The organism is Rhodococcus sp. NPDC003348 (genome assembly GCF_053589375.1).
Map to the genome: position 1 here is coordinate 60,169 of NZ_JBSFRT010000015.1, position 14,241 is coordinate 74,409.

At 67.0% G+C, this 14,241-nt stretch carries 10 protein-coding genes and 1 pseudogene; 6 read left to right on the top strand and 5 right to left on the bottom strand.

The features are described from left to right. The first annotated feature begins 62 nt into the window (after positions 1–62). The 3 genes from ACWDU4_RS12480 to ACWDU4_RS12490 are packed head-to-tail and all read left to right on the top strand — an operon-like array spanning position 63 to position 6,303. Positions 63–3,344, top strand: a complete 3,282-nt coding sequence (locus ACWDU4_RS12480; RefSeq protein ID WP_450114219.1) for a helicase-related protein — start codon at positions 63–65, stop codon at positions 3,342–3,344. Continuing rightward, the gene (gene drmB / locus ACWDU4_RS12485) at positions 3,341–5,218 is read left to right on the top strand and encodes a DrmB family protein (RefSeq protein WP_450114220.1); all 1,878 of its coding nucleotides are present in this window, start codon (positions 3,341–3,343) and stop codon (positions 5,216–5,218) included. Before ACWDU4_RS12480 ends, drmB begins: the two co-directional genes overlap by 4 nt. After that, positions 5,215–6,303: a hypothetical protein gene (locus ACWDU4_RS12490; protein WP_450114221.1), complete on the top strand. Its 1,089-nt coding sequence runs from the start codon at positions 5,215–5,217 to the stop codon at positions 6,301–6,303. Before drmB ends, ACWDU4_RS12490 begins: the two co-directional genes overlap by 4 nt. Before the next feature lie 645 nt (positions 6,304–6,948). Here ACWDU4_RS12490 and ACWDU4_RS12495 read toward each other — a convergent pair. Further along, complete coding sequence (locus ACWDU4_RS12495; RefSeq protein ID WP_450114222.1) at positions 6,949–7,101, bottom strand: hypothetical protein; 153 nt, start codon at positions 7,099–7,101, stop codon at positions 6,949–6,951. A gap of 149 nt (positions 7,102–7,250) precedes the next feature. Here ACWDU4_RS12495 and ACWDU4_RS12500 point away from each other — a divergent pair. The 3 genes and pseudogenes from ACWDU4_RS12500 to ACWDU4_RS12510 form a co-directional block, all read left to right on the top strand. Continuing rightward, positions 7,251–7,565: pseudogene (locus tag ACWDU4_RS12500) on the top strand (IS30 family transposase); the annotation flags it as partial. 213 nt (positions 7,566–7,778) lie between these two features. Then, positions 7,779–9,065, top strand: a complete 1,287-nt coding sequence (locus tag ACWDU4_RS12505; RefSeq protein WP_450114223.1) for a T3SS (YopN, CesT) and YbjN peptide-binding chaperone 1 — start codon at positions 7,779–7,781, stop codon at positions 9,063–9,065. A 147-nt stretch (positions 9,066–9,212) separates the two neighbouring features. Then, positions 9,213–9,809 carry a T3SS (YopN, CesT) and YbjN peptide-binding chaperone 1 gene (locus ACWDU4_RS12510; RefSeq protein WP_450114224.1) on the top strand — a complete coding sequence of 199 codons (597 nt, stop codon included), beginning with the start codon at positions 9,213–9,215 and terminating at the stop codon, positions 9,807–9,809. Positions 9,810–9,947: 138 nt separating this feature from the next. Here the strand turns inward: ACWDU4_RS12510 and ACWDU4_RS12515 are convergent, their stop codons facing one another. The 4 genes from ACWDU4_RS12515 to ACWDU4_RS12530 are packed head-to-tail and all read right to left on the bottom strand — an operon-like array spanning position 9,948 to position 13,948. Further along, positions 9,948–10,691, bottom strand: coding sequence for a glycerophosphodiester phosphodiesterase (locus tag ACWDU4_RS12515; protein ID WP_450114225.1), 744 nt, complete (start codon positions 10,689–10,691; stop codon positions 9,948–9,950). Next, positions 10,691–12,058, bottom strand: coding sequence for an ABC transporter substrate-binding protein (locus ACWDU4_RS12520; protein ID WP_450114226.1), 1,368 nt, complete (start codon positions 12,056–12,058; stop codon positions 10,691–10,693). Before ACWDU4_RS12520 ends, ACWDU4_RS12515 begins: the two co-directional genes overlap by 1 nt. Positions 12,059–12,104: 46 nt before the next feature. Beyond that, complete coding sequence (locus ACWDU4_RS12525; protein WP_450114227.1) at positions 12,105–12,968, bottom strand: carbohydrate ABC transporter permease; 864 nt, start codon at positions 12,966–12,968, stop codon at positions 12,105–12,107. Further along, positions 12,968–13,948 (bottom strand): carbohydrate ABC transporter permease, encoded by a 981-nt coding sequence (locus ACWDU4_RS12530; RefSeq protein ID WP_450114228.1) that lies wholly within the window; start codon positions 13,946–13,948, stop codon positions 12,968–12,970. The genes ACWDU4_RS12525 and ACWDU4_RS12530 overlap by 1 nt, the downstream gene beginning before the upstream one ends. Positions 13,949–14,241 lie beyond the last annotated feature (293 nt).

The following is a 14,241-nucleotide window of genomic DNA, read 5'->3' on the forward strand; positions in this document are numbered from 1 at the left end:
CCGATCGGGGTGCGGCGGCACCGTAATGTGCACGGGTACTGATGCAGAGAGGTGTGGCGGAAATGAGTGAGCGCGAGACCGAACCGGACTTTGCGTCGGTCCGAAACGAGCTGGTCAGCTACCTTCGTCGGGAGCTTGTCGGCCCGGCGGGCGGCGCAGGCGAGGTCATCTGGGAGCCGCCGAACCGCCGGTATCTGATGGGCACGCTGTTTCCCGAGTCGGGCGGTCGAGATTCATCTGTTCGGACGACGGGGCTGGTTGACGATGTTGAGGAAGATGGCACCGGCGACTTCAATCGCACGCTGAATCCCGCCACGGCCGTTGAGGACTTGGAGCCGGAGCGCACCCCGGCCGCAAGCTACCTGCCGTCGTCGCTGGGGTTGACGGCGTTCACCACCGCGTCCTCCCTCTCTGTTGGTGTGACGGCGTCGCGGTATCTGACCGTGGTGGGTTCGGCGGGGCAGCACACCGGTCCTGGTTCGACGAGTCCCGATGATGTCGCGGTGGAGTCGTCGCGTGCGGGTGTCGGCAACGATGGTGCGGCTCGGGATGCCGGCGGGAAGAAGCGGCGATGGGTTCATCAGCCAGCCGAGCATGAGGTTGTCTCGGTGTCGGGAGTGGGGTCTCTTCCGGTTCTCGGCGGCGCCGGGATTGTTGATGTGCAGTGGCGGCCGGTGCCGGCGGGAGCGCTGGTCACGATTACCCTGCGCAATGGCCATCGGACCGCGAGTGGAGGCAAGCCGGAGGGGTTGTGGGACAAGCAGTTGTTTCAGTGTGGGCTGTCCATTCGGTGCGATGATGGAGAGTTTCTGGAGTATCCGTCGGCGAGTGCTGTCGTCGCCGACGAGGAGGCGGACGAGCTTGCGTTGAGGTTTCGTGCGCATCGGACGTTTGCGGTGGGCCACGGTTGTGCCGCGATGTGGGGGGACGGCGGCGACGGTGTGGACCATGTGTGGGCGGATGTGCTGCCGCAGTACACGGTTCCGTCGGTGGCACCGGCCGGTGATGTCGATGTGAGAGCTGTGGATCAGCGTTACCTCGCGTACGCAGACGATGATCGCGATGCGGTGCGCGCCGCCCTCCTTGGTCTTGTCGATTCGTACGAGCGGTGGTCGAAGAATCTCGCGGTGGCTGCGGCGGACCTCGGGGGCCGTGATGCAGCGGCCGCGGGCCGCATCCTCGGCCGTGTTTCGTCGACGCTCGGCCGGATGCGTCGTGGGGTGGATGTGCTGACGAGCGGCCCGGACGATCGGCCGTTCGAGGCGTTCGTGCTCGCGAACCGTGCCATGTTGTTGCAGGCCGTTCATGGTGGCCCGGCGCTGGCGGGGGTGCGGCGTTCACTGTCCGAGCCTGCCGACCTCGCCGCGCCTGATCGCCGGGCGCGGAGCTGGCGTCCGTTCCAGATGGGCTTTTTCCTGACTGTCGTCGGGAGTCTCGTCGACGATCAGGACGAGGATCGCGAGACGGTGGATTTGCTGTGGTTTCCCACCGGTGGCGGTAAGACCGAGGCGTATTTGTTGCTCGCGGCGTTCGAGATGATCCGGCGCCGCTTGATCGAAGGTGCCGCGGGTGCGGGCACGGCTGTGCTGAGCCGGTACACCCTGAGTCTGTTGACGACGCAGCAGTTCCAGCGTGCGGCCGGGATGGTGATGGCGTGCGAATGGCTCCGACGGCAGGGTGATCGTGAGCTTGGGGAGCGTCCGTTCTCCATCGGGTTGTGGGTGGGTGATGCGACCACTCCGAACAAGCTCAGCAAGGCGGCTGAATTGTTCACGGACCTGCGGCACGCGCAGGAGACGGAGGATGTGTTCCTTCTCGAGCGGTGCCCGTGGTGTGGAACGGAGATCGTGCCGCGTACGCGTAGTCGGCGCGACGCGGACTACGGCATTGTCGCGGACGACAACAAGTTCACTTTCAACTGCCCGCGGGTCGATTGCGAGTTCCACGATGTGCTGCCCGTTCACGTGGTGGATCAGGATCTGTATCAGAAGGTGCCGTCATTCGTCCTCGGCACTGTGGACAAGTTCGCTGATCTCGCCTGGGAGGGTCGCGGTGGGTGTTTCTTCGGTAGTGGTGGGGAGTTCTTGCCGCCGAGCCTGATCATTCAGGACGAGTTGCATCTGCTGACCGGGCCGCTCGGTACGACGGTGGGTGTGTACGAGCATGCGATCGGCATGTTGTGTGAGACGGGTGGGCGGCCGTCGAAGGTGATTGCGAGTACGGCGACGGTGCGGCGGGCGAGTGAGCAGGTGCTCGGCTTGTACGGTCGGCGAACTGCGGTGTTCCCGCCGCCGGGTCTCGACGAGAGCGACAGTTTCTTCGCCCGCACCGACCCGTCTGCGGCGGGCCGGACGTATGTCGGGATCATGGCGCAGGGGCACACATCCGATTCGGCGACGGTGCATACGTCGACGGCGTTGCTGCAGGCTCCGATCGCGCTCGGTCTCGAGGGGCCCGAACGTGACCTGTTCTGGACTCAGGTGGTGTATCACGGGTCGCTGCGGGAGCTTGGTCGCACGGTGACGATGGCGGGTGATGACATTCCGGCGCGGCTCGCGACGATGTTCGATACGGGGGCACGCCGGGTCGAGGTGGAGGAGCTGACGTCGAACATCCGGCGCAGTGAGCAGCCGGCGTTGCTCGAGCGGCTATCGAAGACGTTCGGTGAACCGGGCTGTGTGGATGTGCTTGCGTCGACGAACATGATTTCGGTGGGTGTGGATGTGCCGCGGCTGGGGTTGATGTTGGTCAATGGGCAGCCGAAGGGGACGGCCGAGTACATTCAGGCGACGAGCCGTGTGGGGCGCCGTGATCCTGGTCTTGTGGTCGGGTTGTTCCGGCCGACGCGGCCGCGGGATCGGTCCCATTACGAGGGGTTTCGGGCGTATCACAGTTCGCTGTACCGGTTCGTCGAGCCGTCCAGTGTGACGCCGTATTCGGCGCCGTCGCGGGCGCGGGCGTTGCACGCGGCGTTTGTCATCGTCATGCGGCACAAGGTCGGGCTGCGGGACGGTGTCGATGCCAGTCGGATTCGGGAAGTCGAGGGGGATGCCCGGGCGATGATCGATCAGCTCGTGGAGGTTGCCGATCGTGTCGATCGGAGGGAGTCCGCAAGTGTGCGTACGGAGCTCGAGCGTTTCCTCGAGGAGTGGTGTTCGGCGGCTGCGACGGCGGAGGTGTCGGGTCGTCGGTTGCATTTCACGTCAATGGTCGATGACGATGCGCGGCTGTTGAGGGATTTCTGGAAGGGCAGTCACGGGGTGCCGACGATGCGGTCGATGCGCAATGTTGACCGGCAGGGTGAGGTGTACGTGCTGGGGACGCCGAAGAGGAGCCGCAAGTGAAGCGCAATCTACGTCTGGCGCAGACCGTGTCGCCGTATGGTGTGGGCGCGATTCTCGACATCAACGGTGAGTCGTTCGTTGCCGCGGACACCTCGCACTGGTTGAAGGCGCTCGACGAGGTGGCTTCGGAGCGGTTGCGTGCGCTGCTCGGTGGTCCGAAGTTGGTGACGCCGAGGACGGATGAATCGGAGAGAGTGTACTCGACCGGCTCTGGTGATGTACCGTTCATCCGATTCCCGGCCTGGTTGTTCTGCAAGTCGTGTCGGCGAATGGTGCAGTGGCACAAGGGCATGGAAGAGCGGGGGAAAGTGCCGCGGTGTTCGCGGTGTCCATCGCACCCGCAGCTGGTGCCGATGCGGATCGTCCAGGCGTGCTCGGCGGGGCATCTCGACGACGTCGACTGGCAGTGGTATGCGCATTTCCGGGGAACCGAGGCGCACCGGCGGTGTGAACGGCGAACGGAACTGTATTTCGATGCGGTGGCCGATTCACTGTCGGCGGGCCTCGAGGGGGTGGCGGTTCGATGCGGGGCGTGCGGGGCATCCAACACCCTCGCTGGCATAACTGCGTCGAATTCGCTTGGTAGCATGGGATTTTCTTGCCGCGGCGGCAATCCATGGCAGCGTGGCGACAGCGAGCCATGCGGTGAGACGCCGCGGGCGTTGCAGCGTGGGGCGAGCAACCTGTACTACCCGACCCTGTGGACGTCGATCGAAGTTCCGTCCGATAACTCGGACATCGGCGAGTCGGAGGCGGCCGAGGCGATCCGACGATCCCTGTACTACGGAGTAATCGCGAACCTTCTCGAGGCCGGCCACGCCCTCGACGAGGACGTCGTGGTCGGCATGGTCGATCGGCTCGTCGTAGACGTCGAGCAGCCGCGGGAGTTTGTCCTCGGGGTGCTCTCCGGGGAGGCGAGCACCCCGGCGACGACGACTGACGCGCATGGGCTGATTTCCGGGGAGTGGGCTGCGTTCTGCGCCCCGGACGGGTTGGTGACGGAGGATTTCGTTTCCCGTCGGGTCGGGCTCGGGACCGGTGGCGGCAGAGATGCCATCGGCGAGCTCGCCGAGGACCATTTCGGGTCGGTGGTCCTCGTGGACAGGTTGCGTGAGGTTCGGGTCCTCGAGGGGTTTCATCGGCTCGCCCCGGGCCGCCTTGACGGGTTCGTCCGCGCAGACGGGCGGCGCGGCGTCGAGGGAGGGGCGGCGTCGAGCAGGTTGCCGGCGAGTGAGGTGTTCGGTGAGGGCATCTTCCTGTCGTTGAACACTGACCGTCTTGCCGTCTGGGAGGGTCAGCGGGAGGTTCAGCGGAGGGTCCGGCGCCTCGCCGACAATCTCGACGATTCTCATCTTCGTGGGTACCTCGAGCGGACGACCGGTCCGGTGTTGTCGCCTCGTTTTCTGCTGCTGCACACGCTCGCGCATCTGCTGATTCGACGGCTCGCCTTCGAATCCGGTTATGGGGTCTCGTCGCTGCGGGAACGGTTGTACTCGAGGTCCGGCCCTGACGGTTCCGCGGAGATGAGTGGGGTGTTGATCTACACGGCGGCGGGTGACTCGGAGGGCACGCTCGGTGGCCTCGTCCGGCAGGGTGAGGCCCCCAACCTGCTGCGGGTGCTGCTCGAAACCCTGCAGGAGGCTGCCTGGTGTTCGTCGGATCCGTTGTGTTCGGAGCAGTTCGGGGCGGGGTTCGACGGGCTCGGGCATGCGGCGTGCCACGCGTGCAGCTATGTGTCGGAGACGAGCTGCGAGTGCGGCAATCATCTCCTCGATCGGTTGCTGGTGGTGGACGCGAACCGGACTGTCGGCTACTTCGATGGGCTGTTCGACGCGTCCGAGGCTGCGGCCGCGGGTTTGGTGGGGCCGCGATGAGGCCGACGTACGCCGAGCTTGTCGCCGAGCAGGACGCTGTGCTGGCGTTGCCGATGACCGGGGCGCAGCTCGTGACCGGGGGCCCCGGGACGGGAAAGACCGCGATGGCGGTCTATCGTGCGCTGCTGCACCGGGCCGCCGGGGACACTCCCCTGGTCGTGGTGCCGGATCAGCTCCGCAAGGTGTGTATGGTCCGCCGGTTCTCCACCAAGAAGGACACCGCTCGCATCATGACGCAGTGGGAGTTATTGGACCTGATGGTGCCGGGGCTGCGTGGCAGCGGCGCCGAGGGGCCCGAGTTCTGGATGCAGGCGCTCGTGGCGGTGGCGAAGCGACGCCCGAGCTCGGCGGCGACCCCGGGCGCCTGGGCGTTGATCGTCGATGATGCACACGACATGCCACCCGAGTTCCACCAGGTCGCAGCGATGTTCGCGAAGAGGTCCACGATTCTGCATGACCCGAGCGTGGTCGTCGATGCCGGGCAGGCGACGGTGACAGCGGTGGAGAAGGCGTACCAGCCGCAGTCGCGGGCGACGCTGACCGTGGGCCATCGGTGGAACGGGCCGAAGGCGCAGCTCGCGTCCTCACTCGTCCCCGACCGAATTCTCCCGGATGCGGTGCAGGGTGTGAGTGAGCGGGGCGCGGTGACCGCACAGGGGGTTATCGACGAGCGGGAGCTTGTGCGGCTCGTGGCAGCGTTGGCACGGGTGTCTCGGGGGCAGCGGATCGCGGTGACGTGTCGCACCGAGGGCCGGTTCCAGTTGTTGAGTGAGTATCTCCGTCGGGCGGTCGAGGAGAAGGCCTTCACACCGATCTGGCCGAAACGGACAGGGCCGCTGAAGCAACGCGCCTCCGGGGCCGGGGTGACCTTGATTCGCGAGAATCTGGTCCGCGGAGTGGAATTCGACAAGATCGTGGTAGCTGAGCTCGATGCGGTGGTCGATGACGTGACTGCGCCGGCGCAGCGTGTCCCGCTCTATCGTGCAGTCGCGAGTGCGCGAGGAAGTGTTCACCTGACGTGGTTCGACGACGGCGCGGCGGAGCAGTTGCTTCGGACACTCGAGGGCGTCACCTACGTCTCGTGACTTGCTCGTCCGTGACACTGTCGCGCGATGCAACGGCACCAGGTGGGTTCTGCGGCGGGTATCCACTGTCGGCGGTCATGTAGTCCGGCTCTTCCCGATCGGGAGTGTATGACGCCGGTTCTTTGGGTGATGAGGTAAGGCCTCCGAAGTAGGCGAGTCCGGCCGTATGAGGATGAAGGTTCCGACACCACCCATCGCACAACCACAGGAGGCATGACCAACACTACGGGCCTGGTCGCCGACACAATCCGCCATACCGTCGAACTCAAGGTCACTTGTAACCGGCGCCGCCATCAGCGAGGACCTGACCTGGATCGAATGCCAGCCCGTCGCGGACGATCCACGCTGTCGGACCTGCCTGCAGCCCGGGCGGTTGCGCGATCGCTTTGACCGGACTCTGCCTGACCTGCCCAGGGTCGGGCACCCGAACCAGGTTGCGAGTCCGCCTACCCCACGTCACCTGCATCGACGACGGCCTATGGTAGTTCGATGAGTCGGCGATGGCGACAAGTCCCACGCCGTGCATACGGTCCTTCTTGTCAATGGCCACGGCAGTCCCCTCCGCGACGGATAGGGCGAATATTACGTGTCCCGACACGAACTGCGCGGCAACTGCCACCGCGCCGTGTCGACCGTGGCCGTCTGTCAGGCGTCGGACCGTAGCCCCAACCGCACCTGCTCGGCTCGCACGAAGTCCTGCTCCGTCGGCGCGACGCCAGCGTCCCACGCCGCATCGGTCGCGGCGGAATCCGACTCCTTGGCATAACTCCGCCGCGCGAACTCGTCGAACAGGTCCACTTCTTGGCGAGGACGGAACGCATCAGCTCGTCGACGCAGCCAACATCGAATGGTTCCGCACATGTGGGGACTGTGCGAACAGTCGTTCCCTCCCGAGTCGACCGATCCACGAACACCGTTCGCCTCGGGTGCGCTCTTCGAGCTGATACCCGAAAAATGTGCGTTGGACGATCACCTGGGATCAGGGTTCGGAGATGGCGCGCCACGATCTTGTCGGTCACCTGTTCGCCGAGGGCGTCTATTTCGCCCACCCGGCGTCACCCTGGCCGCGCGGCACGAACGAGAACATGAATGGTCTGCTTCGTCAGTACTTCCCCGAAGGCACTGACCTGTCCGTCCACGGCCCCGAGGTACTTCGCGATGTTGAGCACCGTTTGAATAACCGCCCCCGCAAGATCCTCGACTGGCACACACCGCCACAGGTTTTCGCCGAGGGTCTGGCACCAAAAACGACTATGTTGTGACGACCACTCGAATCCGCCCCACGTGCGTCAGTCGTCGACATTCCCCGCCCACGGCTCGAGCTCCGCGTATAGGAATTGCCGCCGACCGGTCCTACATCCCGCGGCGCGGTCCAGGATGTCGGTGCCTCGCGATAGCGTCACTGCAAAGGACGCGAGGCACTCCACCGAGTGCATCGATCGTCCGGGGAAGTCGCAGCACGACAGGGGGTTCTGGTGTCCGAGGTGGAAGTGTTCGACGAGGCCGTCGACGCGTCGTGGCGGGTGTTTCGCTCGGCCCTGGCCGACCACCTCGCGACGATGAGCGCCGACGACATCTTCATCGTCGGTGCGGCGTCGGCGGACTACTCGAAGCTGTCCGTGACGCTCGACTACTGGCTCGCCCAGGATCACCTGGTGTGCTTCGCCCGGGTCGACGGCCTAGCCGACAACCGGGACCTCCTCGACCTGGCACGCACCGGCGATTGGCGGCCCGTCGGCTCGGACGAGCCCGACACGGTCCACCTCGGCATCCCGCAGCGGCTCGTGGACCTCGCCGCGGTGAAGGCGGTGGCGATGCTGCGCGACGTGGCCGGCATTCCACACCCCAGCTTCGTGCACGCCCGCACGTCGGCGGGCCCGTTGGCGTTGACGCCGGCGATGGCCGATGCTCCCGAGGAGCCGGCGCCGATGGTGCTGCCCGAACTCGACCATCCGACCAACCCCACCGAACTGCACGAGGCGGTCGCCCGGGCGCTGGCGTGGAAGTTCGGCTCCCCGCCCGTCACCGACGAGGACAACGACTTCCCCGTCATTCTCGACGGATTCGCGGGGTACGTGCTCCCCCACGCCAAGGATCCACAGGTCCGGATCCTGGTGCCGCTGCTGCGCGACGTCACCGGACGCACCCGCGCCGCCGAGGTGCTCGCCGACCTCAACTCGCAGTTGGCGTTCATCCGGCTGACGCTGACCGCCGATCAGGTGAACGCCGTCATCGACGTGCCGGGGCTGCCGTTCTCCCACGAACAGTTCGGCGACCACCTCGACCGGATGACCACCTTCCTCCGCGGCCTCGACGACCAGTTCGCCCACCGACTCGGCGGCCGATTCTGCGACGAGTCCCGCGCCACGGAACCCGAGGCCGCGTTCTCCGACCACGAATGCGAACCCGACCTGCCCGCCGGACTGCTGACGTTGATCCATCTCGACCCCGATGGAGTCGGCGCGCTGGACGCCGAGCAGGTCGCCGAGGTGTGCGACCGTGACCGCGACACCATCCTCGAGTACATCCGGATCAGCGAGGAACAGGTCGTCGAGTGGCGGGGCAACACCGTCCGCGCCTACGAATCCGACGACGCCGATGACGACGAACGCGAGATGTGTGAGGACGAGGCCGCCGGGTGGCAGCAGACCGTCGACTCGCTCCGCGCCGCCCTCCGCTTCGTTACCCTCGGCGCACCCCGCCGACCACGGCAAACGGAACTCTTCGACCACGGACCCGACCAGCCCGACCTGTTCGACTGAACCGGTTCCCACCACAGACCTCGAGGTCCGGAAAGCCGCACACCAACCCGGCCACCCCGCCCGCCCGTGCCGCGCTACGGTGTACGCGCACACCCGCACCAGACAGCGCCTCGCCCCACACCCGGCCGGCGCCGGAAAGAGGACGCAATGACCGAGCACGACCACACCGACGACCAGCCGCTGCAGCTCGACGGCACCTACGCCGTCGCCACCGAGGACCGCGACCAGCTGCACGCGCTGTGCGTGCGGGCGCTGACCGAACTGCTCGGTGAAGCCCCGGAGACCGACGAGGACGGCGACATCGTCATCCCCGTCCACGGCTTCGGCGTGTTCGTCACGGTCGCCGACGACGGCCCGCAGCTGCACGTGTGGTCCTCGCTCCTCGACGGGCTCACCGACCGCGCCAAGGCCGCCGAGCAGCTCGTCGAACTGGCACACGAGTGGCCGCGGCTGCGGTTCGTCCTCGACGACGGGCACCTGCTGGCGTCCACCATCGTCGACGCGGACCCGTTCGCGCCGCAGCACCTGCTGAACCTGGTCGACGAACTCCACGACCTCACCCACGAACTCGACGACGACTTCGCCGACCGCTTCGGCGGCACCCTCGACTGCGACGCCGACGACGACAGCTACGCCGGCGAATGCGGAGCCGGGGGCTGCGGCTGCGGCGACTGCGGATGCGGCGACGCCGGTGACGCCGGAGACTTCGGTGACACCATCCCCGTCGGAGCACCGCAGGCCTAGCCACCTCCGAAGCCGACTCCCGGCTTCTGCCGGACGAGCGGATCGTCCCCCATCGCAACGCCGAACCGGCGCCGACACCCATGGGTGACGGCGCCGGCGGCGTCTCAACTCAGGAACCTGACGTGGGATGCGAGCTGTCTAGCCCTGCCGCACGAGCTGTCGCGCCTCCGCCAGCCACGCGACCCCCGCGCGCGGGTCGTCGACGGTCCCGCTGACCAGACCCCACTCCAGGCCTTGCCGCACGTCGCCGATGCTGCGGACCGGCCACGCGCCCACCGCGTAGCCGGCGTCCTGCAGCCGCCGCACGACGTCGACGGTCAACCCGTCCCAGCCGCTGTAGAACGTCGACGCCCCGATCGCCTCGAGCACCGCCTCGATCCCGTCCGGGTGCCGCTCGGCGGCCGGGTAACCCATCGTGATGAGCCCGCGCGGCACGTCCGGGGCGAGCTCACGCAGCCGCAGCAGCGCCTCCGGAAGGAAGCTGGTGAACTGGATGCGGCGGGCGTCGTCGGGACGTGCCGCGACGATCCGCGCCACCTCGTCGACCGCCGAGGTGGCCTTGATCTCCACCTGCAGGGTCACGGTGGTCGCGTCGAGCACCTCCTCGAACGTCGGAACCCGCTCCCCCGCACCGACATCCACGGCGCGGATCTGCTCGAAGGTCAGGTCCGCGACCGGGCCGAGGCCGCGACCGGACTCGTCGGCGGCCCGGCGGTCCATGGTGGCGTCGTGCACGATGATCGCCACGCCGTCGGCGGAGAGCCGCACGTCGAATTCGAGCTCGTGGACACCGATCTCCTCGGCGAGTCGGAACGAGGCGATCGTGTTCTCGGGGGATTCGGCCATCGCGCCGCGATGACCCACCACTGCATACGAGGTCATCACGCCACCAACTCCTGGTACTGGGCACGGATGTCTTCGGTGTCCTTGCGGATCACCTTCGCGGCGGCGGACAGCGCCGTCGCCGGGTCGGCGTTCTCGGTGTACATCTTCTGCATGGCGTTGCGGGCCTCGATGATGGTCGAGGACACGTACCGGCGGACCGGGTCGGGCTGCCGAGCGATGTCGAGCTGCTTCACCGCGAGCCCGTAGTTGGGGCTCTCCGCGATCTTCTTGGTCACCACCGCCGACGCGGTCGCGCCCGGCGTCGCCGGCAGGTATCCGGTGCCGACGGCCCAGTCCGCCGCCTGCTGGTCCTGCGCCAGGAACTCGATCAGCTTGGCGGCGGCCGCCTTTCGCTCGGGATCCGCGTTCTTAAGAATCGACAGACCGGCGCCACCCGTCGGGACACCGGGCGCCTGCGCGGTGGGCATGAAGCCGGCACCGACCTCGAAGTCGGCCTTCATCAGGCCGGTCAGCGCGCCGGTGGAGTTGGTGATCGTCGCGGCGAGGCCGTTGGTGAAGTCGGTGGCGTAGTCCTGGGCCAGGTAGCCCATCTTGTCGTTGTTGATCAGCGCGCGGTCGAATTCCGCGGCAGCGACCGCGGCGGGCGAATCGATGGTCACATCCAGGCCGTTCGACATGGCGGCGCCGTAGTTCCACAACAGGCCCTGCAGGTACCAGTCGTCGGCGCCGGTGTAGGCACGCATGGCGACCTTGTTGCCACGGTAGCTGCGGCCGTTCACCTTGTGCCCCCACTCGCGGAACTCGTCCCACGTCTGCGGCGCCCGGTCCGGCAGGCCTGCGTCGGAGAAGATCTGCTTGTTGTAGTAGAACAGCGGCGTCGACCGCCCGAACGGGACCCAGTACGACGCGCCGCGCACCACGCCCTCGTCGAACAGGCGCTGGTGGTAGGTGCCACCGTTCCAGTTGCTCGTGAAGTAGCCGTCGAGCGGTTCGATCATGCTGGAGAGGAAGAACTTGTTCCACGACACGTCGGAGAACACGGCGATCTCGGGAATCTGCTTCGCCTGCAGGCCCGCCGACAGCTTCTCCGTCACCCCGTCGTAGCCCTTGAACTGCTGGACCTCGGCGTAGATGTCGGACTGCGACTCGTTGAAGCGGGTGACCAGGCCGGTGAACGCGTCGTGGTTCGTGCCGGACCACGGGCTCCACACCACGACGTTGGTGCGGCCCGCGAACTGGGCCGGGGGTGCGACGTCGGGCTGCGCGAAGCCGCCGCCGGAGCCGGACCCGCCGGGTGAGCCGCACGCGGCGAGGACGGGGACCGCGGCGGCGGTCATCCCGGCCAGGGTGAGGAAGCGGCGGCGGCTCAGCGACACCGCGCCGGGACGCGAGAACACGGACATGAGGGAACTCCTCGGGATCGTGAGGGTGGGGGTTGAGGGGGTGGTGTCAGTTCTTGACGGCGGCACCGGCCAGGCCGGCAATGATGTACCGCTGCGCGAACAGGAACAGCAGGAGCATCGGCAGCACCACGAGGACGGTGCCTGCCATGATCGGGCCCCACTGGTCGACGCCCTCGGATTCCTTGAGGAACATCAAACCGATGGGGAGCGTGCGCATCTGGAGCGAGTTGGTGACGAGCAGCGGCCAGATGAAGTCGTTCCACTCGTCGATGACCGCGATGAGGGCGACGGTGACGACGGCGGGCTTGGACATCGGCAGCACGAACCGGGTGAGCCGGCGCAGGTGCCCGCAGCCGTCGAGTTCGGCGGCCTCGAGCACCTCCTTCGGCAGGGCGAGGAAGTGCTGCCGGAGCAGGAAGGTGCCGAAGGCGCTTGCGAGCCCGGGCAGGAAGATGCCGGCGTAGGTGTTGATCAACCCGAGGTTGCCGATGGTGATGTAGTTCATCAGCAGGGTGACGTGCCCGGGCACCATGAGCGCGCCGAGCACCGCCAGGAAGATCACCCGCTTGAACGGGAAGCTCAGGAACGCAAAGGCGTACGCGCTGAACACGGCGAGGAGCACCTTGAGGGTGGCGCCGCATGCGGTCACGATCACCGAGTTCACGAAGATCTGCCCGAACGGCACCGCGTCCCACGCTCGCCGGAAGTGGTCGAGAACCAGTTCGGACGGGATCCACTGCAGCGGCCACCGGTAGATCTCGTCCTCCGGTTTGAACGCCGAGCTGAACATCCAGTAGAACGGGATCAGGAACAGCAGGCCGACGACGATCAACACCAGCAGCCCGGGAAGGCCGCGGAGTCGCCGCCTGGTGGCGACGCTACGCCGCTCGGCGGTGGTCGTGGTGGCCATCAGTAGTGCACCTTCTTCTCCACGTACCGCATCTGGACCGCGGTGACCACCAGCAGCAGCACGAACATGATCATCGCGCCTGCCGCGGCGGTGCCGGCCTTGAACTGCATGAAGCCCTGCGAGTAGATGAACCAGCTGAGCGTCGTCGTGGCCTCGCCGGGTCCGCCGCTGGTCATCATCGCGATCAGGTCGAACGACTGGAAGGCGCCGATGACCTGGGTGACCGCGAGGAAGAAGGTGGTCGGTGACAACAGCGGGAAGATGATGTGACGGAACGTCTTCCACTTCCCCGCCCCGTCGAGGCGGGCGGCCTCGAGAACGTCGCCGGGCAGCGACTGCAGCGCCGCGAGGTAGACGATGGCGACGAAGCCGACGCCCTTCCACACGGCGACGATGATCAGGGCGGGCAACGCCCACTGGCTCGACGTCGTCCAGTGCGGGGAATCCATCCCCAGCGCGGAGAACACGACACGGGAGAGGCCGTAGTTCGGGTCGAACAGGAACAGCCAGATCGCCGCGACCGCGGCGCCGGACAGGATGTGCGGCGAGAACGCCAGCGCGGAGACGACCCGGCGCCCCGGGATCCGGGCGGCGAAGAGTAGCGCGAGGGCGAGGCCGCCCGCGAGGCTGATCCCGACCACCGCGACCACCCACACCGCGGTGATCCGCAGCACGCGCAGGAACGACGGGTCGGTGAGCAGCGTTGCGTAGTTGTCGAATCCGACGAACGTCGGACTCGGCGCGATCATGTCCCAGCGGGTGAGGCTGAGGTAGGCGTTGCCGATCACGGGCCAGTAGGCGAACACCGCGATGAGGGCGAGGTTGGGGAGGGCGAACAGCGCGAACAGCAGGTACTCGCGCCGGCGCCGCCGGGAGCTGCCGCCGCGGCGCCGCACGGACGCCCTCGCACGCTCCGGCTCACGCGCGGGCGTCGGCATCGGTGTCGGTGCCGCCGCGGGGCGCTGCATTGTCAGGGACACGGCCACAGACCTTTCCTGGGTATCACTCGGGTGTTATCTACGAGCTCGGCCACCGCAGATGTTGGCACTCGTCCCGGGCGCGGTCAAAAGCACCGACGGCGCCGATTTCGCGCCGCGAAAGCAACGATGATGACGCCGAATAGCAGTGCTGTGCAGGCAGTTTGACGCCTACACCGACAGCGGGAGGCGACGGTGGACGCCCACGGTTCCACGGTCGTCGGGGAAAGCTTCGCGGCGCGTTCACCGACCATTCATCACAGTCGCGTTGTTATGAACGGGTGCCCACCACAGAC

Excerpts from the sequence above, each read along its gene's own strand:
- ACWDU4_RS12480 (WP_450114219.1), top strand. The coding sequence starts at position 63 with ATGAGTGAGCGCGAGACCGAACCGGACTTTGCGTCGGTCCGAAACGAG.
- ACWDU4_RS12490 (WP_450114221.1), top strand. The coding sequence starts at position 5,215 with ATGAGGCCGACGTACGCCGAGCTTGTCGCCGAGCAGGACGCTGTGCTG.
- ACWDU4_RS12510 (WP_450114224.1), top strand. The coding sequence starts at position 9,213 with ATGACCGAGCACGACCACACCGACGACCAGCCGCTGCAGCTCGACGGC.
- ACWDU4_RS12515 (WP_450114225.1), bottom strand. The coding sequence starts at position 10,691 with ATGACCTCGTATGCAGTGGTGGGTCATCGCGGCGCGATGGCCGAATCC.
- ACWDU4_RS12520 (WP_450114226.1), bottom strand. The coding sequence starts at position 12,058 with ATGTCCGTGTTCTCGCGTCCCGGCGCGGTGTCGCTGAGCCGCCGCCGC.
- ACWDU4_RS12525 (WP_450114227.1), bottom strand. The coding sequence starts at position 12,968 with ATGGCCACCACGACCACCGCCGAGCGGCGTAGCGTCGCCACCAGGCGG.